Origin of the sequence: Stenotrophomonas lacuserhaii (assembly GCF_014836545.1) — a bacterium.
Taxonomy (GTDB): Bacteria; Pseudomonadota; Gammaproteobacteria; order Xanthomonadales; family Xanthomonadaceae; genus Stenotrophomonas; species Stenotrophomonas lacuserhaii.
In genome coordinates this window covers 131608-153257 of sequence record NZ_JACSQS010000001.1, presented here as the reverse complement: position 1 = coordinate 153257, position 21650 = coordinate 131608, and the positions used below count along the sequence as shown (strand labels likewise).

Here is a 21650-nt window from a genome sequence, read left to right as displayed (position 1 = left end):
AAATACAGGTGCAGCTTGATGCGCTGGCGGAAATGCTGCACCACTGGGTGGCGCGCGTGCGCCATCCGGCGCAGTTCTGGCCGCAATTTGAGGTGCTGGCGGAAGAGATTCTGGACCAGTGCGGGCACACGGAGAAGGAGCAGGTGCGGGTGTTGATGCAGACCATGCTTAGCGGGCATGGGCTGGAGCTGCCGCCGGGGTTCAAGGAATGATGACACCGTCTCTTTGTAACGACGGCATCCTCGGCGTCCTCCGACTTGAGTCGCGGGCGGGTTCAAAGTCCGTTGGTGGTGGAATCTTTGTCGCCGCCAACTGCGCGGCTGCCCTCACTCTTGAACCAGCCAGTTTACGGTGTGTTGCTGCTCATGCGCCGGTTGAGGTCGGGGTAACCATCGGTCCATTTACACGGAGCCCCGTTCGCCGGGTCACACCTTGGGGGCGTTTATTGCCTGCCGCGCAGCTGCAAGTGCCTCCTCATCTGCAGAGGCCTTGTCCACCTTGACGGTCCGAGGTGCATCCATCAGCGCATGGACAAACTCGTCTCCGCGTCGTTCATTCAGGTCAGGATCGGTGGCTCTCCATAGCCGTCCTTGAACGATGGGATGGCAGCCGTCGGGAGGCATCAAGGTCTCCATGGGGGCGCTTGCGGGGTAGGTGAGCGTGCGGGTTTGAGGTTGCCACGAGTGATGGGAAGGGGGCAGGGTGTAACTGGGGCTTGGCTTGGTCAAGGGCCTTCCCGTTCCAGTCTGGGCCATGTGGTGAGCTAAACGATTCAGGAGGGCTTCTGCGGAACTGCTACCAAATTGTTTCGCAACTGATCCTTGGCCGCTTATCGAGCACGTCATCTGGCACGACTTTTGCATGGCCTCCTCGCCAAGATCATTGGCACTTGGAAGGACCCAGCCATGAAGCTCAGTACCAAACTGCTAATCGCCGCGCTCGCCTTTGCTCCCACGGCAGCGGCGAAGCCGTCCGTCACGCCGCCTACAGATGCTCAGATCAGGACAGCCTTGATCCAGCAGTCCATAGCATCCACGCCAGGCAACTGCCCCTGCCCCTTCAACACCGCCGCGAATGGTAGTCGCTGTGGGAAACGGAGCTCTTACAGTCGCGGCCGCGGATACTCGCCCGTTTGCTATCCGGAGGATGTTACCGCCGAAATGATCAGGGACTATCGGTCTCGGTACTGAGTTCCAGCAGATGACATGAGCAGCGGTGGAAGACTGTGCCGCCGAACCGGACCTTCGTCGTCGATTGTCCTCTCGCATTAGTTGTACGAGGCGGGAGCACAATTCCACCAAGGTGAAACAAATCAAGCTGCCATCATCAACATTTCTCCTCTCCACTGCTGCGCGCCGTGGGACCTCAACTCTGAAAAATGCGAAGCAAATATTGTGATCCCAACGCATACCACACCGTCCAGTCGCCTAGCCCGACTTTTTACTCTTATCGGTGCCATGGCGGCTCTAGCGACTATCATCGGCTTTGTTTTCCATGGCTGCGGTCATGTGGAGGATGTCACATACCTAAGGCAGTGGGGTATCGGCGACGGCGTGTTCGAACGCAGCGCTGATTGGAAAATCGTAAACGGGTATTACGCCGTCATTCTGCAAGGGCTTGGGGTGTTTTCCGCCATACCTTGGGGCTTGGGCGCCGTGGTTTTCGTCATGCTCGCCGTCGGCTTTTTACTGCTGCGCTTGCCTAGCCGCGAGCCTCCTCAATGGTCGACTCGATGCATCGCAGCACTTCCAGGTTGGCTGAAGCTCATATCGAGATCAATGGCGCTGTCGGCGGCGGCAATTTACCTGATGATCACCGTCTTTACCTGCGTGCTTCTGCTTTCCGCGCTGCCCGGCATCATTGGAGAGAGGTCAGGAAAGGAACGCGCGGCACTGCACAAGGCTGCGCTTCAATCGGTAGCGGATGATGAATTCGACGAGCTTTGGGAGGGCGGCGAGCGCATCGCGTATGGCGTAATGATTGCCAGCAGCCCCACGCGATATGCGATCTACGATCACAATTTGAAGGCCGTTCGCGTTGTGAGTAGTTCAGATGTCGAGCTGCGCGGCCGACCGAAATTGTAGGGCGGCTGAAGGTCACCGAGTCACGTGGCCTCACTTGCGTTCTGAAGCCGCACGGGGCATCACTACTCCCCTCTGACGGGTGCTGACCCACGCTGTCCGGATTCGCTCCAGGCGAATCCGTCGAACCCGCGCGGCTTCTGCCAGCCCACTCTCTCCGCCAGATACGCAAAACGCCCCTTTCGGGGCGTCTTGTGTATCTGGCGGAGAGAGTGGCCGATTGCGCCGTCTCACTGCGCCTCATGTTGGCTCAATAGCTAGGCGTATCAGTCTGTGCGACTCCACACCCATACCATGCCGTCTCACTCAATCGCACCCGGAAGTATGGGACAAAGTATGGGACGGTTTTAATGGCGCGCCCGATCAATCGGCTCAGCGCCAGAGCAATCCAGACCCTGACGAAGCAAGGCTATCACGCCGACGGCGGTGGCCTATACCTGTTGGTGAAGCCGACAGGTTCGAAGTCGTGGGTGCTGCGCTTCCGCCGCGATGGCCGGCTACGAGAGATGGGTTTGGGTTCCACTCAGGTGGTCAGCCTGCAGGAAGCGCGCGCCGCAGCGCTGGAGCATCGCAAGCACCTCGCCGGCGGCCAGGATCCCATCGACGCCCGCCGGGCAGCTCGGAGCGCAGGGTCCACCTTCGGCCAGGCCGCAGAGGCTTACATTGATGCGCACCGCGCTGGCTGGAAGAACAATGCCCAGGCCGACCAGTGGGCCCAGTCGCTCAGGGACTACGGCCCACCCGAATCGCTGTCCATCGCTCAGGTCGACACCAGCCTGGTGATGGCATGCCTGAGACCGATCTGGTCTACGAAGACGGAGACCGCAACCCGCGTGCGGGGCCGCATCGAGCGCGTGCTGGACTGGGCGAAGGTCCACGGGCTGCGCGATGGGGACAACCCAGCGCGCTGGCGTGGGCACCTGGAGAACCTCCTGCCGAAGCCAAGCAAGGTCAAGCCGAAGCGGCACCATGCGGCCATGCCGTTTGTGGATGTGCCGGCCTTCATGGCCAGGCTGCCGGAGCGCGATGCGAAGTCGCGGCGGGCGCTCCGCTTCACCATCCTCACGGCGGCGCGCACCGAGGAGGTCACCGGGTCCACGTGGGCTGAATTCGACTTGGAGGCGATGCTTTGGACCGTGCCCGCGTCACGAATGAAAGGGGGACGCGAACATGTCGTGCCACTGACGCCAGCGGCAGCAGCAATCCTCGCAGGCCTGCCCCGCTCCGCGCCTCCCTTCGCGCTCTCCGAAAACGCGATGCTCTACCTGCTCCAGAAGCCAGCGCCGAAAGGATTCGGCCTACCCTTCACCGTCCACGGCTTCCGATCCAGCTTCCGGGACTGGGCGGCAGAGCAGACCGATTTCCCTCGGGATGTTGCTGAGATGGCCCTTGCCCATGCGATCCGTGACAAAACGGAAGCGGCCTATCGTCGAGGGGCTCTGATCGAGAAACGACGAGCTCTAATGCGAGCCTGGGCATTGTTCTGCAGTGGACTGGAGAGGCAATGAAATCCGCCTTGGATCGCGGACGCCCTACTCCGGCGGCTGGGCTATCTCTGAATCGGTGACCTTTTCCGAAGGCCGCTCTTTTCGCCGCCGCTCACCCCAGAAGAATCTTGATAGGCGTGCCATGCTTTGCACCCCCACGTCCGCGAAGGCGCCGTAGCCGTTTCGACTGTGCAGGCTCAATGATTCGGTGCTGAGCGCATCCGCCCCCGCAAGCATTCTCGAGACCATTCCTGCCTGCGTGACGGCTCCCGTCAGCTCGTAGTACGCCTTGCCCACGTTCACGCCTTCATCGAACGCCTCGCCGAACCTGTCGGCCATAAAGCGGACTTGCGTGACTGCGCCATACACCGTGCTTGGAAGGATGATGCTGCCGCGCTGAACCACCTCCAGCATCTGCTCCTGCACCTCATCCCACGCCGAGCCAACCGCTCTCAGCTCGGGCTCCTCAAGTTTAGAAGCATCTGTCAGCAGTGCGGCAAGCTTGCAGGCCCGGGTTGCTAGGACCGAGAAGTCTGATAGGACATTCAACTGTCGCTCGTAAAGCGCCTGACGAAGCGGCGTTCGCTGAGCCTTGTACGCGAAGTACGCACCGGCTACGCCTACAGCACCAGTGCTCACTATGCCGATGATTCCCACCCATGCCGAATCCGCCATCCTTGCGCCATCACTATCAGAAGTTAAGTGGTGGTATAGCGGGCGAACGCTGGGTTGTCCAACGCGGGCGGGGCACTACCATGTCAAGGTTGGGGAACATCAACAAAAACAACGACTAAGGCGCTCAGTCGCGATCATTGGTGGTCTAGTGCAATCAATGACTTATCAGGCGACTGGGGTCAGTTTGGGGTCACGCCATCGAGCCGCCATGGAGTCGAACCTGTCGGCCTCCCGCCGCAGACGCGCAGCGCCTCGCCGCCGTCGAGCCATGGCCTGCCAATCGCCGCTCCGGTCCTGCTCCAGTTCCCGGGCCTGCCTGTGCAGGTCCTCGGCCTTGCCGCGCGCCCAGCGCGCCTTACCCGCGTGCTCTCTCGTCATGGGCCCAGTGTCCGGCCGCCGCGTCGCAGGAGCCGATACGCAGGCAACGGCAGCTGACTGCAGCCGTAGAATGGACACCCCCCGATGCAGCGAGCCGCCCCATGGACCAGTCCGCGTCCGAGATCCTCCAGCGCCTGGAAGCGTGCGAACTCGAGCTGCAGGCAGCTCGTGGGTACATCAAGGCGCTGGAGTACGGCCTGCACGCTGTCGTCGCCGCCCACCCCGCTCCGGCGGCCCTGGCAGAGTTGTGGTCGCATGTGTTGCCAGAGCTTGCCGACGTCCATGGAGCCGGCGCGACCGGCGCCCCGCTCTTTGATGCGGCGTTCCAGCAAGCGCTGGCCGGGCTATCGGACCACATCGATGGCGCCGCGCGCAGAACCAGTGGTGACCAGCCTGCATAGCCCACTGCGCCGGCTTCACGGCGGGCTTGGTAGAAAATCTCACCCTTGGCCTGCCTGACACCGGATGAGCACGTCCCCATTTTTCTGCGTAGAAGCCGTCGATACGTCCGAAGTCGCCGCAAACGGAACGCTGGCGTTCTCTCTCTACTGCACCGGCTGCGGGCAGCGGCAGGTTGAACGGAGCACGGCGGGACGGTGCATCACCGTCGCCTGCATCTCATGCAACGCCTCGCAGCCGCTCTCGGCCGTACGGTTCCTGCCCAGCTGCAGGACGCATTAACGAGACGCCGACCGCCCCAGCACGTCGCCCGGGTCCAGTTGCTTCCCCCTACCCCGCAGCACGACGTGGTCCTGGATCCACTGCAGCTTCTTCGCCACCTTCCGCCGCAGCAGCTGCTCGTGGCGTAGAGCCCACAGCTCGCACCCGCGCCGGCCGGCATCAAAGGAGCTGCACGGCTTGAGCAGCAGCGGCGCATGCATCCCATCCTCGGGACTCAGCCTGGCCAGCCATGAACCGTCGACCCTCTGCTGCATCGAGGCCACCTGCACCCCGTGCAGGAATAACCCCGTCGGCAGCGTGTCCAAGTGGCAGCGTGGCTTCCAGCAGAAGCCATCGGGCATGGGGATCAGGGTCTGTGTGTCGGCGTTCATGGGACGGGAGCATAGGCCTGCCCAGTCTCGCAGCCCGATACGCGCCGCTTGAAGATCGCAGACTTGGCTAACGGTGACCGTCCAAGCCGCTCCTGTCTCGGCGCTCGACGCAGGTCACTTCAGTGCGTCGAGAAATTCAGTCGAACACACTCTTTCCGAGCGCTTGTCGCTGCCCACAACTTGGACAGCTAAGAACCGCTCCTCCGGAAATTGCAGTCAAGCTGCCCTCTTCCATAGCGGTAAACTCCGCATTACACGCCCCACACTTGGCAATCACAGCGGATAACCTTGGTTGTCGATGACCCGCGCCACTGGAATGCTGCACGTCAACTATCTGAAAGCGGCCAGTGTTGAAGCTTTTGAGGTTCTCGGAGCCCTTCTTGCTATCCACTTCCCGTCCTTAACTGCTAGATACCCGCGTAGGAGGTTAGAGAAGTCAATTCTTGGAAAGCGTGAGAAGAAGTGATGGACCGAAGGACGAAACTGAATCGTTCATGCACCCCGACGCGGCGCAAGGGTAGCATGAGCCGCTATCTCCATACGGTGCGGAAAATGTTGCAGGCGTACGCCTACATGAGCAGGGCGCGTGAACCCTTAGATGACATCGGGCTGACGCGGATCGCACGGCAGTCTTCCATGTTCAATCAAACCGCCGGCGTCACCGGCGTGCTGCTGTTTGATGGGCAGTACTTCTTTCAATACATCGAGGGGCCTCAAGACGGTTTAGACGCTGTCATGGGTAGGATCGCTGGTGCGCGTGCTCACGCGGAGATCGAAGCGTTGGTTTCGCGGCGCATCCAGAGTCGGCTGATTCCTTATTGGTCTATGGAGTTTGTTCCAGCAGAAGGGTTGGAGCTTTCGAGCTTGGCGGAAGCCAACTGGGATGATTTGCTTGAAACGCCCACTGGCGCTACCGGAATTGACAAGCTTATGTACTTGATTCGCAGGCATCGCGACGCCGCCTGACGCCACGACGTGCATATTTAGAGACACGAGCGAGCGGCCGGAGCACGGGCGCGGCTAGCACAGGTATTCAGCTTGCTCCACGTCACACGCTAAGCTCGAGAGGGGTAAAGCTTCGCGCCGCCTCCAGCACGCACCCATTTCTAACCCGTTCGTTGTGCAGCGACTTACCCAGCCTCTTCGACTGGACCAACCGGCGCCTGTGCCTGGTCGGTCGGCTCCTCGACCTTGACCGCCTCAAAGCGGTAGGTGGAGCCGACCTCGAGCGGCGAAGACACGGCCAGCGGCACCGTCATGGTCAGCTGGGGCGCCCCGATACTGGCCTCCGGCAGGAACTGCAGGGTGGCCACGCCAGCCTGACTCGCGGACTCGGTACGCTGGTTCAACGTGGCCGCGAAGCTCATGGCGGTCGACGCGCCGCCGGTGCCGCCATCACCTGGTTCAACCTTCACGGCTGTCCAGTTGTAGCGGGCGCCGACCTCCATGGCTGCGGCGGTCGCGGGTGCAGTGGAGAGGGTGAGCTGCTGCGTGCCGATGGCCTGCTGCGGGACGAACTGCAGAATGACCACGCCACGCTGGCCAGCGCTCTCGGTGCGGAGGTTCAATACGGTATCGAAATTCATGTGTACCACCTCTTGGAAAGGATGGGCCGCGCATGCGCCGGCGGCCCTGCAGCGTTACTGCTCGATGGAGACCAGCGACAGGCTCTGCGAAACGTTCTGCGTATCGAAGGAGCCCGACTGGTGGGTAACGGTCCGTTCGCCGTAGTCGGCGACCACTGCCCGGTAGGTACGGCGAGCGGTGCCGTCAGCCTGGTCGTTGAGCGTGTAGGCCCCATTCCAGTACGACTCAGCGCTGTCACTGCCATCGTTCTGGTTGAAGATGTTCACGTCGCCGCCGACCGTGAACTGGGTCCATAGTGTTTCTGCTTGGCCCTCGACCTGGCGGAAGACCTGGATCACCGCATAGTTGGATCCGCCGCCGACGACAAAACCGGTGTTTCCACCTGCCCACTTTGTGCGGCTGATGTTGCGCTGGAAGCTGACCACCACGTTCTTGTTGCGGCCATTGGTATCGAATGGCCCCACCGTGACGGAGTTGCCCACGGTCTGGATGCTGGTGGACTGGAACGCGTTCTTCAGCGCACCGGCGGCGATAGCACCACCCCAGTAGGCATTGCCAAAACGGTCAAACCAGATCGTGGCGATGGCTTTGCTGGCATTGCCGACTCCGACGTTCGGCCCGAAATACAGCATCAAGCCATCAGGCCCGAAGGGCGCACCGATGATTGCCTGGAAGTTTCCGGACCATGCGCGGATACGGCCCTTGGTCATCTCGAAGCCATCGATTCCGCCCGAGCCCAGTACGTTCAGCACATCTGCCAGAAAGTTGATTTCGCTGGTCGTGCCGCTGTTCTTCACCTGCATGCCGCTGACGTTGCCGTTCACGTCGGTCATCAGGTTGATGCTTGCATGGTCCTCCGAACCGCCAGCGGACCAAGGTGACGGCTGGGTCTGATTGTCGGGAACCTGTTCCAACATCGGGCGAACAGCCCACAAGTACGGATCGCCACCGAAGTCCGCGTGAGCCCGGGCACGCCAGCCCATGCGGACGGTGCGCGTGGTCGGTGGTGCGATCTGTGACACGAACTGGCGCGGCATTTCGGCCAACGACGGGCTGCCGCCCAGTGAGTAACCGACTCGCTCAGGGTCGGTCCACTCGCCCACGTTGTTGCCCGCATTGTCATAGAACGCGAGATAGCAGCACGTAGCGCAGCGATGGCCATTCAAGTACACCGATGCGATGTAGCGCTTGCCCGGTTGTGCGGCAATCACATTTTCGTTCGCCACCAGCCCGAAGCGGCTCTGGCCTGCGGGCGGGAAACCCGGGCCACGGAATCCCAAGCTGTTCATTCCCTTGGGCCAGAACCCGGGGTCAAGATAGTTCTTTTCGATTTCCTGATAGAAGCCGTTGTCGTTCCACAGGAAGCCCCACGGCTTGCGCCCGGCTTCGGAGAAAGACGCGTTGGTCAACAGGTTGCCACCGCCCGTAATGTTCGCGGTGACCTTGGCGTCCAGTTCGATGACAGCCGACGCATTGGCCTTGCCTGCGATAGCCGCCTGCGCCTGATTGATCTGCGTCGTGTGCGCGTTGAGCACGCCGTCAGCGGCCTGTACCCACGCGTTGGTGGCCGACAGCCCACTGGCCGTGGCGTCGGCGACCGATCGAGCAGCGGCTGCGGCAGCAGCCGCGTCGGTAGCGGCCTTGTCCGTCACCGCAACCCACGCTGAGCCGTTCCAGCGCTTGGGCGTATTGGCATTGCCCGTCGTGTCGATCCACAGGTTCTGCGTCAGCCGATCCGCCGCCGCCGGCGCGGCCGACTGATACAGCACCTTGCCCTTCGCCCCAGCCGCGTCGGCTGCAGCCTGGGCTGCGGCCTGAGCTGTGCCGGCCTTCGCGTCGGCGGCGCCGGCAGCGGCACTGACCGTGGTAATGGCCTGGCCCTGCGCGGTGACGACGCCATCGATCAGCGTGACCTTGCCGTCGAGCGTGCTGGTAGCTTGCGCCGCCGCCGTGGCCGTCTGCTGAGCGTTGTAGGCCTCGGTCACGTCCATCAGCACGAAGTCATCCCACAGCAGCTGCGTGGCTGACGTGGTAGCGGCTGCACTGTTCAGCTGCAGGACCGCGCGGTTCTTCCCTGCTGCCACCCGCACGTAGCCGCTGATCTTCGTCCACTCAGTTTCAGAAATGGAACTGAGGTTCAACGACTGGAAGTTCGGGTAGGTCTGCAACGCGCCGTTGTCGCTCAGCTGGAAACGCAGCTGGATATTGCCCGCAGCCGGACCAACCCGCTTGACCCACGCTTCGCAGTAGTAAACGCGGTCAGGCTGAACTTCGAAGACCTGGATCTGCGTACTGCGAACATTTGACGCGAAGCTCAGCTGCAGTGCGTTGGCGCCGGTGCGGCCGCCGGCCACGCTGACGGCCCAGGAGTGGATCACCGTGCCGACCGGGCGCAGCTCGAAGCTGCCGTCCACGACCATGTTGCTGCCGGAGCGCAACGCGCGATCCAGATTCACGTTCGCCGCGGCAAGGTCCACCTGCACATTGGAGATCGAGGTTCCCTGAGCGGTAACGGCACCCTCCAGGCTGGTGACCTTCGTGGAGAGGCCGCTGGTGGCGGCCGCATTGGCGGCCAGTCCACTACTGAGCTCGCCCGCCGATGGCGCGTAGCCCGTGGCCACTTCGCCGACTTGGATCTGCACGTTGTCCAGTTCAACCCACTGGTCAACCGTGTTGGCACCGTAGATGCGGATGTAAGTGTTCGCCGATACAGCATCGGCCGGGGCGTCAAACACGAAGACTTTGCGATCCCACGATTCGGTGACAACGAACGGCGCGCCCACTGGGGTGGAGCTATAGCGGATGGTGGCGCCTGCCGCGTCATACCAGCGCAACTGCAGGAACACGCGCGGTCCTGCGGTGCCACGAATGTACACCGACATTGTGTGCTTCTTTCCGCCTTCGATACGCAGCACGCGCACGGCGCTGTTTGAAATGGCTTCGCGATAACCTGCTACCGGCCAGTTGCTCATATTCCAGCGCCAAGCCTTGGTGCTGTTTGGCAACGCCGAGTCCACCAGCGACTGATTGATGAGACCCGCGCCCTGACCGGTGCTGGAATTCGACCAGCCGACGGCATCAACATCCCAGCTGCTGTTACCGATCAGGTTGTCACCGCCGATGTTGCCCAGCTGCGACTGCACAGCGGTCATCGCCGCGCCCTGGGCGCTGATCTGGCCGTCGTGGACGTCCACACGCCCGGTCAGGCTCTGCAGGGCCGCGTTGGACGCCTTGCCCGCCACCTCCTGCTGGGTCTGGGTCAGCGCCGCGCCCTGGGCCGTCACCTGGCCTTTTACGTTGGTCACCTCCGTGGTGAGCGCGGCGGTGGACTGGGCATTGGCCGCAACCCGGGTCTGCAGGTCGCCGATGCTGCCTGGCGTCTGCACCACCACGTCATCGATCAGCACATAGGCGCTGGTGAGCGGACGGATGCTGCCGGCGGCAAAGCGCAGGTAGAGCTGCTGCGGGTTGAAGGTGCTGGGCACGGTCCAGGTGTAGGACCGCGATCCCCACGCGCCGCCGACCGCATTGATCCAGTTCGACCAGCTTTGCACCCACCCAGTCGGGTTCCCCAGGCTGGGAATGAACCCGACGGTGACCGAATCCGTACCTGTAATGTCCTCGCTGCTCTTGGTTCTGAAATTGACCGTGATCGCGTCGCCGGGGTTGATGGTGATCGGCGTCGTGTTCGCCACCCGAATAGACCCTGCGCCGGAGCGCAGCGCCTTCTCCAGCGGGTCCCAACTGAAGCTGCTCCCCGAGCCGGAAGCCGCCCAGCTGGAAGTGTCAACGTCGAATGCGCCATTGGGGATGGCATTGAAGCTGCGCAGCACGCCGTCCAGGCCGCTTTTGACGTTGTTGATCGACAGCGCGTTGGCATTGTCCCGATCAACGCTGGCCTGATCGACCGCAGCGACCGCAGCCTGGCTGGCCACCTGGCCGTTGCCGGCCGGCAGGCGCCCTTCGATGAGGCTGGTGCGCTCGGTGATGATCCGGTCGCCCTCGATCCGCGCCGAGTTCACCTGACCGATCAGGCCTTGCGCTGCAGCCGCGTCGCTGCCGGCGTAGTCGCCGCGCAGCTGCACCGCCAGGGTGTTGCGCTGGGTCGCCTCGGTGGCGTCAGCGGTCTGGCGCGCCAAGGTCTCCTGCTGGACCAGCGCAACGCTGGCGCCGGGCGTCGGGCGGCCGATGGCGATGTAATCGAACAGCAGGTAGGCGGTCGCCGTCTGGTTGCTGGCCAGCGACAGCCGGATCTGCCTGATGGGCGAGGCCCCATTCCACGGCACGTTGTCCACGTCGAAGGTGGCCATGCCGTTGGCGTCGAAGTTCGGCGCCGGGATGGTCACCGACTTGGCGGTGTTCCAGGTGGTGTCCGCGTTGGTGATCCACTGAACCAAGCCGCGCCACGTCGGGGTCCCGACGCGCTGCAGGCGCATCTTGATGAAGCGGTACGCCGCGCCGTCCACCGCCAGCGCCGCCGGCGAGGTGATGTGCGGATTGCTGGCCTGGTTGGCCGGCCGCAGCCAGCCGTCCACGATGGTCGGCGTGCCGTTGCCGGTCCAGCCCTCCACGGTGGTGTCGAAGTACCAGACCTGCTTGCTGTCGAACTGCGTGCCGCTGCCGGCGGCGACCGACGACACCTGCCGGGCCAGCGACTCCACGTCGCTCTGTCGCGCAGTGGTCTCCACCGCGATATCGGCCTTCCATTCCAGCTTCGCGTTGAGCATCGCCTGGATGCGGGCGGCCTCTTCTTCGGCCACGTCCTCGGCCACGGCGACCACCCGGTCCCGGACGCTCTGCACGTCGGCCAGGCGTAGGGCCGATTCGTTGACCAGGTTGACCTGCGCTTGCGCGAAGGCAGCCGCCCGCTCAGCAGCCTCAGCGGCGTCACGCGCAATGCTGTCAGCGCGATCGCGGTCGATCTGCTGCTGCTGCTCGACCTGCTTCTGGATCTGCTCCTCAAGCGAGTCTTCGATACCGCCGATGACCTCGCCCAGGTTCGCCGGCAGGGTCTTGGCCAGCACCTGCATGCCGGTGGACAAGGTGCCAGCGGTGTTGCGCGACCGGCAGGCGAAGGTCCACTCGCCCGCCGGCGGCAGGACAGCCTCGAAGGCAGACGCGTGATAGCCGTCGTCGCCCAGCGGGGTCATTTCATCCCACGCCGGTGCCGCGTGCGTGCCGGCGATGTAGCGGATCTCCACGCCGGCAAAGTTGGCCGACTGGATGGTGCCGCTGAAGAAGCCCCAGGTATAGCGGCGCACGCCGCCGCTCAGCTGCTCCACGTCGAAGATGTCTACCAGCACCGGCGGGGCGTCGGCGCCCCGGGTGGTATAGATGACCGAGGCAGCCACACCCGCATTGCCGTCCGGGCTGTAGGGACGCACGGTGACCGGGTAGGTGCCAGCGCCCGGAATCCGCCACGTCGCGGTGCGGGTGACGGTCCTGGCCACTTCCTCGAGCGCCGCGTTGCCGTCCAGGTCGGAAAGCACCACGGTGTCGCCCACCGGGCCGGTGATGGCGAAGCTGGCCTGCAGCTCGGTGTACTCGGTGTCGCCCTGCACCACCTGGCGCTCGGTGATCTTCAGGTCGCTGGCCACCGGCCGGGTCTGCAGCAGGGATTCATTGGGATCCCGCACGTACTCGCCGGTCTTCACGTACTGCCAGAACTGCGGGCTCTCGGCCACCACTTCGACCGCAGCGCCCTTGAGGTCGCTCTCGGGGCGGATGCTGGTCACGCGCACGCGCAGGCCCGGGGTCTGCTTGAAGTCGTAGATCCACAGCGTGTCCCAGGCCGGGTTCTCTTCCCACGTGCCATTGGGCCGCTGGAAACGCGTGCCGGGCAGGTGGGCATCGGATGGCCAGTCCACGACCACGGAGGCGCTGGTGCCCGCGAAGGGCTGCACGGCCAGCACCCGGTACACGCGCTCGCCCGGGATGCGCACGCCCACGTAGGCATTGCCTTGCGCGGGTGCGGGCACGGGCTCATCGAGGAGCAGACGCACGCGGCCGCCGGAGAGGGTAGCGCCGCGCACCCGGCCGCCGTAACCCCACTGCGTCATGTCGTGCTGCAGGGCCAGCATGGACATGCGGCTGTACGACAGGTGCTCGATATCGGTGCTGTAGCTGATCGCCTTGTACTGGTACAGGCTCTGCGCCAGGTGCCAGCGGGCCAACATCACCGCATGGGCCTCGGTGGTCACGCCTTCGCCTGTCACCTGGGCAGGATTGAGCATCGTGGTGACACCCGGCGCCGGCACGCGGAGGGTCTTGGCCTCCCACGTGGTGCTGTCGAGGTAGGTGTACTCAATCCCGTCGGCGCCGTTGGTCAGTGTGTAATCGACCTGGAAGGCGCCTTTCTTGATCGTGGCCATGTTGACCACGCCCGACAGCGGCTGCTCATCGGCAGCCCAACCAACGGACAGCCGTCCGCGCGGCCAGCTGATCTGCCCGAAGCCTGCAAGGGCAAGCACGTCCAGAACCTGCTGATGGTTGCGGACATCGGTGATCAAGTTGTCGTAGGTGAAGCCGTTCGCGGCGCAGTGGAGCATGAAGGCCTTAAGGCCCTCAATGTCGATCTGCCGCTCCGGCATCGCCATACCCGCGACCAGGTCGCCGTTTGGCGCGTAGATGCCGCGTGCGTAGGCGAGGATCCATGCACCCGGGTTGCTGGTGCGCTGAGTGACCCACTCCGAGCCAGTCCAGACCGAGATAGGCATGGAATGGGCAACGCAACGGATCTCGTCCGGTGCGCCGTTGAGTTGGCCGTTGGCCTGCATCCGGATGCCGATGCGCGGGATGCCCGCATAGCTTGCCGTGTCGCGCTGGACGCTGGTCAGCGTGGTCCAGACGAACGACGCTTCAGCACCCGAGCCGTCGGTGTTGTTGCCGGCCACGCGCACGCGCACGTCGTACTGCCCCTCGGGCACGTCGATCGCATAGCTGGCACGCTGGCTCTTGTTGTTGGTGCCGCGAACGTTGTAGTTGCCGAACACCTGCCAGTTGGCCGTGCCGGCAGCGCGGTACTGGATCTGGATCTGGTCGCTGTTCTGCTTGTCTTTGCCCTTCGTGGACCGGTCCCAGATCTGGAACTCGACGCCCACCATCAAGCGGATGGTGCCGGCGGAGCTGGTGCGCTGCACCCACGCGCTCGGCTGGTGCTTGGGGTCGTTGCTGGTGTCCAGCAAGGTGCCGCCGTCGACAACGTCGGCATTGCTGTACAGCGGGATCTCCGCACTGGGCATGCCAGGGAAGCCGTTGTGCCACACGCGCACGCCGTCGTAAGAGGCAAGCAGCGCATCACCGTTGTACAGGGCCTCGACGCTGTGCACGTTGAGGCCGGGCGTCAGCACGAACGAGAGGAACTGATCATCGCCCTCGTAATGGGTGTAGTAGTTGCTGATCACGTCGGGCGCGATGCGCATCGAGCCGATCAGCAGCCCCAGCGGCTCGTACGGGCGGGGCCGGTTCCGACCGGCTGCGATGGAATACGTCGTGGGCGCAGCTGCGCCCGCCTTGGGCTGCTTCGGCTGCAGCACGCGATTGATCAGGATTGACCCGGCCATGTAGATGCCGGCAGCCGCAGCCGAGCCGAGCCCATTGAGGGCGGCACCGGCACCCCACGTGGCCAAGTTGCCGATACCGAAGGTGAAATACGTCAGAGCGAGGGTGGCGACCAACGCCACAGCAGAACGGCCTACCGCGCCACGGGCTTCGATAACCTGCCCGTGCTTAGGGTAGACATAGGGCCACATGTCGCGCGGCACTGCCTTCCCGCCGATCAGCACTACCCAATCCTGCGCATCAAGGTCCGCCACATGACGGTGGAGGAACGTGCACAGCGATTCGCCAGGCAGCAGGTCCGCCGGCTGGTTGCGCTGGCCGTCAACTAGCACAGGGTGCGGCGTGACAATCAGGCGGCCGCTGGAGGCCGGGCTATCCATCAGACCCATTCGTATATTCCTTCGATGCGCAGGCCAAAGCCCGTCAGGTCGCGGGCGCGATGCAGCACGCTGCAGCGACTGCGCTCGTTGCTGTGCAGGACCCAGCCTTCGTGGTCCAGAAAAAAGAAAACCCCGGCATGGCCGGGGCTGCGCTGTCCGAGATCGAACATCAGGACAAGGTCGCCGTCGTGGGGTGGCCCCTCGCGGGGCTTGGCATACGGCTTGGACAGCTCGCCCAGCTCCGCCTCCCCGCGAGGGCCGCGCGGTCGGCGGCTCGGCATCTCCACCGACCGTCCGAATAGCTCGCGCTGCACCTTCGCCACCAGGTCGGCGCAGTCGAACGTGTCGGGGTCGTAGGGGATGCAGGTGAACTGCTCGACGTCGGTCGCGCGCATCAGAAGATTCCTGGGGACACGTGGGGGTTGAAGCGCAGGCGCACCGCCTGTTGCCGGGTGTAGAAGTCCACCCCACAGCTCGCCCGGGCAGTCTGCGAGTTGACGGATACCGTCATCATCGGCAGGAAGCTTTCCTGCCAGACGAAGTTGGGGTCCTCCCGGTCGGTGATGATCATGCGGCACATGACCAGCTCACCTGGCGCCAGCCGCTCCAGGTCCTCCGTAATGGCGCTGCCCACGTTGCTCAGAACCAGCTGAGCCCGCTGGGCCTGTCCTGGCACGTCATCAGGCATCTTGAAACCGAACTGCACGCCGATGAACAGCACGCCATTGCTGGTCCAGTCCCGGGTGTCGTTGGCAATGCGCAGCGTCTCGACAAAAGACGGGGCACTCACCTCCAGCAGCATCAACGTGCCAGCTGTATCTGTTACGCGCTGGCGCCGCTCAAGGAAAGTGCTCATCGGAGGTACTCCAGCGTCATGGTCCGTTGGGAGAAGTAGAAGCTTGGCGCCTGCGGAGACAAACTGCCGATGTTGCCGCCGACGATCTTCGCCGTGAGGGTCCCTTTCCGAGGGTGCCGGATGGAGAACCACCCGATGCGCTTGATGTCGTTGAAGTACCAGGCCTCGAAGGAATCTGCGTCCTCTGGCGTTTTGAACAGGACAGTTGCCTGGATCTGGAAGATCACGTCCGAGTTGATGATGCTTTCCTTCGGGACGCCGCGCTCCATCTCCACCCGATCAACCGACGGATCGAAGCTCTCTGACAGTCCACTGAAGCGCACCGTGGCATAGCTAGGCCATTCACTCATCCGACTGCCTCCTGCCAACCGTACTTGTTGCGTCCAAGGGATCCGAGATCACCGCCGTCGAGGCTTTCGCCCACGATGTCGATAACCAGTTTCTTCAGCTCACTGCCGTCAGGCATGCGCTCCGTGGTCTGGCGGGTCTGCACCTGGCCGCCTCCGTGGTTGTTGATCTCCACCTTGTAGGACCCACTCCCGCTGGCTGCGCCGCCGGCGGAGGGGGCGGCAGGGATCACCCTGCCGTTGTTGCCCGGGATCAGGTAGTGCTTCCCGTCTTCCTCATACAGCTCTGGATGCCCGAACTCACCGACCTCGTAGAAAGATCCGCGCTGAACGCCGCCGCCGCGCGCGCGGCCGCCGCCGTAGTTGAGGAAGTTGCCGACGTTATTGCCAAAGCCGCCAACGGATCCCGCGCCCGTTCCGTTGCCTGTGTAGGATCCAGCGCCACCGCCGAAGAGGCCGCCGAGTGCGTTGCCGAACAGTCCCAAAGCTGCCTGCTTGGAGGCCATCCGGGCCATGTCGGCGATTACCGAGTTGGCCAGGTCGCTGAAAGACAGCTTGCCGGTCTTGGCCGCGCGCACCCACATGTCCTCCCAGCCCGTCAGCGTATTGCTCACGACCGTGCCCGCCTGCTCCGACGCATTGGTGGCTGAGGCGACGTAGTCCTCCCAGACCCGGGTGACCCCTGTACGCCAGTCGCCGAGCAACGTCATCCGCTGCTGCTGGTAGGAGCGCTCGATACCGAGCGAGCGCTCCAGGCTCGCCTGCAGGGCCAGTTGCTGCTGCTGGTAATCGGCCTGGCTGAGGGCAGTGCTCTTGTCCCGCTGCGCCTTGTCCAGCTTCTCCGTCTCGTCCAGATACTGCCGCTGGATATCCAACTGGCGCTGCAGCATCGCGGTCGCGTCTGCACCGCGCCCCAACCCCATCAGGTCGACCTGCGCCTGCTCCTGGCGCTGCTTCTCCAGCTGCGCGAGGCGCTCCGTCAGCGCAATCGATGCCTGCATGCCGCGCTGCCGCTGTACCTCGGCCTGCCCGGCCGCGTCCGTGGCCTGCAGAGTGGGAATCAAGGCTTCCAGCAGCTTCCGGGTGGAGGCCGTCATCGTATTGGTCTTGTCGTCCAGAAGCTGGCGCGTATGGATCACCAGCCGGTCACTGGCCGTGACCTTGGAACCGCTCTCCGCCAACTGCTCGTTGGCGGTGATCTGCCGCTGGATGTTCGCCAGCAGACTCTGGGCGGCACCGTCATCGGTGTTCTTTCGGCCGATGCCTTCGCTCCGGTTGAACTGCTTGTCGACGTCACCCTGAGCCTTGGCGATCAGGCGCTGCATCGAGCCATCGAAGTGCCTGGCGTCGTTGTCGGCCAGCTTGTTGTACATCTCGATGATCTTGTTCCGCGCCTGAAGCTTCGAGGCCTCGCGGTCCAGGCCCGCGAGGCGTGCGGTGAGTGCCTCCCCCCCTCCCGCCCGCTCTTTCGCTGCCTCGCGCTCCGTAGCGACAACCTCACGATTGTGACGCTGCACGACTTCCAGAACCTTGGCGCCCTCCGACAGCTCGGCTTTCCATGCCGTGAGGTCGGCGATGCGCTGACGCATGTCAGTTTCGCCTACGCGCCCCCTCGAGGCGTCGCCTGGAATGGGGCTTCGCTGCAGATTGCGGAAGAACTCAAGGCTATCCTGCGCATCCTTCAACTGGCTGTCGAGGTCGTTCCGCCCAACGGCTTTCACCGCTTCTAGCGCACCACGGAAGGTCGTCACAACGCCCTTCCATGCAGATTCCACGATCCCGGCGCTTTCGACCATGTTGTTCGCGCGGTCGCGCATCACGTCGTCGAACTGCTCAAGGGCGGACTGTGTTGCCGCATAGTCGCCGCGCTGTTCGCGGACTGCCTCAATGTGGCGGTAGACCTCCGGGGTGAGGAAGTTGTAACGCTCGTTGAGCTTGGCCAGCGCATCAGCACCGCCTGTTGCCAGCGTCTGGATCTCGTTGACGGTTGCACTTACGGCGGTCCCGGTCATCAGTGACAGGTTGGTCGCGGACGCCGCGATCAGCTCCAGGGTCGCACCGCTTGCCTGCCCCTCTCGCGCAAGGGCTCCGAGCGCCGCGCCCACGTCGCTGTAGTTGCCTGCGGCACGCCCCAGCTCCGTCCGCATCGCCATCAGCTCACCAGCCGTGAAGCCGGCGGCGTTGCCGGTTGCGGCCAGGCCGCCCTCCAACTTGCGCAGCTCGAAATACCCCATCGCGGCCACCGCAGCGAAGGCGCCAAGCGATGCCACCGTGCCGCCGATAGCAATGCCAGCCACGCTGAAGAGGCGCCCCGCGATACCGGCCTGATTCCCCAACTGCATGATCTGGTTGCCCGCCATGCCGAAATTGCCCGTCGCCAGGTAGGTCACCAGTTGTGAGAGGTTCCGCTGCGTCTCGGCTGACTGCATGTTCAGCCTGCCGAACGCGTTGGTCAGGCCATCACTGCCGCGTGATGCTGCGAGGGTCTTCTCGCGCACGCCCTCCAGCTGCGACTGGTATTGCTGGAACACCTGCGGCTTGAGCAGGCCGAGGTCACGAGCCTTCGCTAGGCGCTGCTCCTGATCGGCCAGACGGTTCAGTGCCGCGACGGTAGGGTCGATCTGACCGAGCAGCTTCTGCAGGTTCAGCTCCTGCATCTGGGTAGCGCGTGCCGCATCCTTCGCCTGCACCGCAGTGCGGGCCTCGGCCGCCTGCAGCAGCTTCGCTCGCGAGGCTAGCCGCTCCTGCTCACTTCCGGCATTCGCCATCACCATGGCGCGAGAATTGAGCGCGGAAGTGCTCTCCCGAGCGGCTTCGGCCAGCGCTCTATCTGAGACGTTTGCGCCGCGCATGCTTTCGGCATAGGCCACCGCCTGCTGCGCGACGGACCGGAAGCGGGCTTCCTGGGCTGCGATATCGGTCTGCAGCTTCTGGCTGGCGGTAGAGACAGCCGCGGTGTCAGCCGCAGCGGACTTGCCGGCGGCACCGTAGCTCTGGAGCTGCGATGCAGTGCCGCCGAGCTTTCCCTCGAGCCCGCCGAGCGAGGCCAACATCTCCACGTTGGTGCGGTTCAATGCCTGCAGCTCGGCGATGACCGCACCGGTGCCAGTGCCGATACGATCCAACGCGCCGCCGAGGCGGTCGCCGAGCGCGCTGGAAGAACGATCAATGGTGCGCGCCAACGCCTGGTAGTCCTTCTCCAAGCGCTCAGCAGCACCACCGGCCTTGTCAGCGGCCGCCGCGTTGTCGTCCAGAGCCTTGGTGCCCTCCAGCAGCCCGCTGGAATCGACCTTGTACCCAAGCTCCGCGATATCAGCCATCTTCACCTGCTCCCGTTCTGCGCATCAAGCGCCCGTTCCCGGGCTGCCGCTTGGTCCTCCCGCACGGCGGCGAGGTACTTGTCATCCATTGCCATGAGCATCGCGACCTCTTGCGGGAGCAGGTCCAGCTGCAGCAGACGCTGCCAGTCCCCGACGTCGCTGTAGCTCAGCGCCTCAGGACCTGCCCGCCGTCGGGCAGACAGGTCCCAGAACCACTCCCAGACGTGGAGGCCCTCATCGGGAAGGTCCATGTCCGGGGTGGCGATCTCAAAGCGCTCGTTGCGCTGCCGTCGGGTTTCCCCCTGCTCGTCCGCCATGTCATAACGGACGACGGTGTAGGCAGCTTCAGCCAGTCGGCTCGTCAGCGTGGCGAAAGAACTCCGCACGGTCGCCAAGGGCGATATCGACCTGGTCGCTTACCCACGGCAGCTCCTTGAAGAGGCTGCGCAGCCCCTTCTCGCTGAACTCCGGCTTCTCACCGTGGAAGGTCAGCTCGCCCTGCCAGTCCCAGCCGCCTACAGATGCCACGAGCAGGTCGAGGCGTCCGGCCTCCAGCTTCTCAGCCGTGACCTTGCCGCGACCGAGCATGCGCTCGTTCGTCGCCTTGCGGGAGGCTGCCCGGACCTGCGGGTGGCTATCCGGCAGGATGGTGATGACCAGGCCGACCGGTTCGTCGGTGGCCGGGTGCTTGATGTCGATGCGGCGTTCGGCGGCAACGATGGTGGTCAATTCGGTCATGACGTGATCCCTGTGAAATCGATCCGGAGAGAGAACCTCGGGGAAGCCGGCCGGATCAGATCCGGCTTGTCAGGCGGCCGCCCTATCCCCGAGGTGTTCGGTTACGGCGCCGGCACTTCCACCGGCACCTGGTTCAGGGCCAGCGAGTACACGTGCAACACGAAGTCCTCGTTGCGGCCGCCGGGCGTGCGGGGGCCAGTCACCAGGCCGCGCAGGTACTCGACCTCGCCGCTCGGACGCTCGACCTTGAACGCATAGGCGTCCTGCACGTCGGGCTGGCCAGCGGCGCGCATGGCGATCTGGCCCGGGTCGGCCAAGTCGCGTGCCATTTCCACTTCCGGGTCGCCGGCATTCGAGATGCCCTTGCCCTTCAGGGCGACCGCGGTGTCCCAGGTGTCGTAGGTGACGATGTTGGTCGTGATGCCGCGCTCGCCGACATTGCCGACCTTCTTGACCTGGACATAGGTCAGGGCCGCGAACTCGGCTTCGGTGAGGTCCTTGTTCTGGGGAATGACGCAGATGGAAAGCTTGGAACCGCTATTGGTTTGTGCTTCGGGCATGGCCGAGTCTCCTCGCGATGGGCATAAAAAACCCGCCACGGGGCGGGGTGTTGGTGAAACAGAAGAGGCCCGCTTTTCGCGGGCCCCGATGGTATTTGTCTATTCCGAACCGTCGCCTATGTATCGTCCATCCGGACAGAGGATGGGCTTGCCACCCACATACGAACCGTCGGGCGCGAGGGTCGGTCGCCCTGCCACATACGCTCCGTTGGGTGCCAAGCGAGGCGTTCCTCCGACGTATTTTCCATTGGGAGCCAGGCGGATGTTGGGGCCAGAAACATAGGTTCCGTCAGGAGCAAGCCGGGGTGTGCCGAACACGTAGGTTCCGTTGGGAGTGAGTCGAACGCTCATTGCTGCCGCCTCGGGTTGACTGGAATAACCTATTTACCAGATTGCGAGAGCTTTGCGGCCACCAATTGCATCGCCTGCGGCCTGGTGAAGCCGGCTTCTACGTAGGCGAGGAACTCCGACCGCACGAAGGCAGCCTGCTCCCGGTTGAAAGCATCCAGCAAGTGGCGGTTCCGCCGCATGCGATCGACCGCCTCGCGCAACTGCGCCAGCTCGCCCTCAGTGGGCGGGGCGTCACTGCGGACCAGGTGGAGGGCGGGAGGCTTGTGGCTCATGCCCGG

The 21650-nt window shown here is 64.0% G+C and carries 17 protein-coding genes; 5 read left to right on the top strand and 12 right to left on the bottom strand.

The window, feature by feature from the left end; all coding sequences use genetic code 11:
• Nucleotides 1-8 precede the first annotated feature (8 nt).
• From H9654_RS00810 to H9654_RS00800, 3 genes are all read left to right on the top strand, one after another.
• Nucleotides 9-212 (top strand): hypothetical protein, encoded by a 204-nt coding sequence (locus H9654_RS00810; protein ID WP_191768261.1) that lies wholly within the window; start codon nucleotides 9-11, stop codon nucleotides 210-212.
• A gap of 1059 nt (nucleotides 213-1271) precedes the next feature.
• Nucleotides 1272-2084 (top strand): hypothetical protein, encoded by an 813-nt coding sequence (locus H9654_RS00805; protein WP_191768259.1) that lies wholly within the window; start codon nucleotides 1272-1274, stop codon nucleotides 2082-2084.
• A 347-nt stretch (nucleotides 2085-2431) separates the two neighbouring features.
• Nucleotides 2432-3589 carry a tyrosine-type recombinase/integrase gene (locus H9654_RS00800; protein WP_191768257.1) on the top strand — a complete coding sequence of 386 codons (1158 nt, stop codon included), beginning with the start codon at nucleotides 2432-2434 and terminating at the stop codon, nucleotides 3587-3589.
• 24 nt (nucleotides 3590-3613) lie between these two features.
• Here the strand turns inward: H9654_RS00800 and H9654_RS00795 are convergent, their stop codons facing one another.
• A complete protein-coding gene (locus tag H9654_RS00795; protein ID WP_191768255.1) occupies nucleotides 3614-4243 on the bottom strand; it encodes a hypothetical protein in 630 nt (209 codons plus the stop codon).
• Nucleotides 4244-4722: 479 nt separating this feature from the next.
• On the opposite strand from H9654_RS00795, the gene H9654_RS00790 reads away from it, so the two are divergent.
• The gene (locus tag H9654_RS00790) at nucleotides 4723-5022 is read left to right on the top strand and encodes a hypothetical protein (RefSeq protein ID WP_191768253.1); all 300 of its coding nucleotides are present in this window, start codon (nucleotides 4723-4725) and stop codon (nucleotides 5020-5022) included.
• 276 nt (nucleotides 5023-5298) lie between these two features.
• Here the strand turns inward: H9654_RS00790 and H9654_RS00785 are convergent, their stop codons facing one another.
• Entirely contained in the window at nucleotides 5299-5673 is a 375-nt protein-coding gene (locus tag H9654_RS00785) for a hypothetical protein (protein WP_191768251.1), read from the bottom strand.
• 522 nt (nucleotides 5674-6195) lie between these two features.
• On the opposite strand from H9654_RS00785, the gene H9654_RS00780 reads away from it, so the two are divergent.
• Nucleotides 6196-6639 (top strand): BLUF domain-containing protein, encoded by a 444-nt coding sequence (locus H9654_RS00780; RefSeq protein WP_191768249.1) that lies wholly within the window; start codon nucleotides 6196-6198, stop codon nucleotides 6637-6639.
• A gap of 164 nt (nucleotides 6640-6803) precedes the next feature.
• On the opposite strand, the gene H9654_RS00775 is transcribed toward H9654_RS00780, so the two are convergent.
• The 10 genes from H9654_RS00775 to H9654_RS00730 form a co-directional block, all read right to left on the bottom strand.
• Nucleotides 6804-7259 carry a hypothetical protein gene (locus H9654_RS00775; RefSeq protein ID WP_191768247.1) on the bottom strand — a complete coding sequence of 152 codons (456 nt, stop codon included), beginning with the start codon at nucleotides 7257-7259 and terminating at the stop codon, nucleotides 6804-6806.
• A gap of 54 nt (nucleotides 7260-7313) precedes the next feature.
• Nucleotides 7314-15209, bottom strand: a complete 7896-nt coding sequence (locus H9654_RS00770) for a host specificity factor TipJ family phage tail protein (RefSeq protein ID WP_191768245.1) — start codon at nucleotides 15207-15209, stop codon at nucleotides 7314-7316.
• Nucleotides 15200-15595 carry a peptidoglycan endopeptidase gene (locus tag H9654_RS00765; protein WP_191768243.1) on the bottom strand — a complete coding sequence of 132 codons (396 nt, stop codon included), beginning with the start codon at nucleotides 15593-15595 and terminating at the stop codon, nucleotides 15200-15202. The genes H9654_RS00770 and H9654_RS00765 overlap by 10 nt, the downstream gene beginning before the upstream one ends.
• Nucleotides 15595-16056, bottom strand: a complete 462-nt coding sequence (locus H9654_RS00760; RefSeq protein WP_191768241.1) for a DUF1833 family protein — start codon at nucleotides 16054-16056, stop codon at nucleotides 15595-15597. The genes H9654_RS00765 and H9654_RS00760 overlap by 1 nt, the downstream gene beginning before the upstream one ends.
• On the bottom strand, nucleotides 16053-16406 hold the full coding sequence (locus H9654_RS00755) for a hypothetical protein (protein WP_191768239.1): 354 nt from the start codon (nucleotides 16404-16406) through the stop codon (nucleotides 16053-16055). The genes H9654_RS00760 and H9654_RS00755 overlap by 4 nt, the downstream gene beginning before the upstream one ends.
• Nucleotides 16403-19723, bottom strand: coding sequence for a phage tail tape measure C-terminal domain-containing protein (locus H9654_RS00750; RefSeq protein ID WP_191768237.1), 3321 nt, complete (start codon nucleotides 19721-19723; stop codon nucleotides 16403-16405). The genes H9654_RS00755 and H9654_RS00750 overlap by 4 nt, the downstream gene beginning before the upstream one ends.
• A gap of 2 nt (nucleotides 19724-19725) precedes the next feature.
• Entirely contained in the window at nucleotides 19726-20040 is a 315-nt protein-coding gene (locus H9654_RS00745; RefSeq protein ID WP_191768235.1) for a phage tail assembly chaperone, read from the bottom strand.
• 28 nt (nucleotides 20041-20068) lie between these two features.
• Nucleotides 20069-20461, bottom strand: a complete 393-nt coding sequence (locus tag H9654_RS00740) for a hypothetical protein (RefSeq protein ID WP_191768233.1) — start codon at nucleotides 20459-20461, stop codon at nucleotides 20069-20071.
• Nucleotides 20462-20562: 101 nt separating this feature from the next.
• Complete coding sequence (locus H9654_RS00735) at nucleotides 20563-21021, bottom strand: hypothetical protein (protein WP_191768232.1); 459 nt, start codon at nucleotides 21019-21021, stop codon at nucleotides 20563-20565.
• Between the two features lie 380 nt (nucleotides 21022-21401).
• Nucleotides 21402-21644: a hypothetical protein gene (locus H9654_RS00730; protein WP_191768230.1), complete on the bottom strand. Its 243-nt coding sequence runs from the start codon at nucleotides 21642-21644 to the stop codon at nucleotides 21402-21404.
• Nucleotides 21645-21650 lie beyond the last annotated feature (6 nt).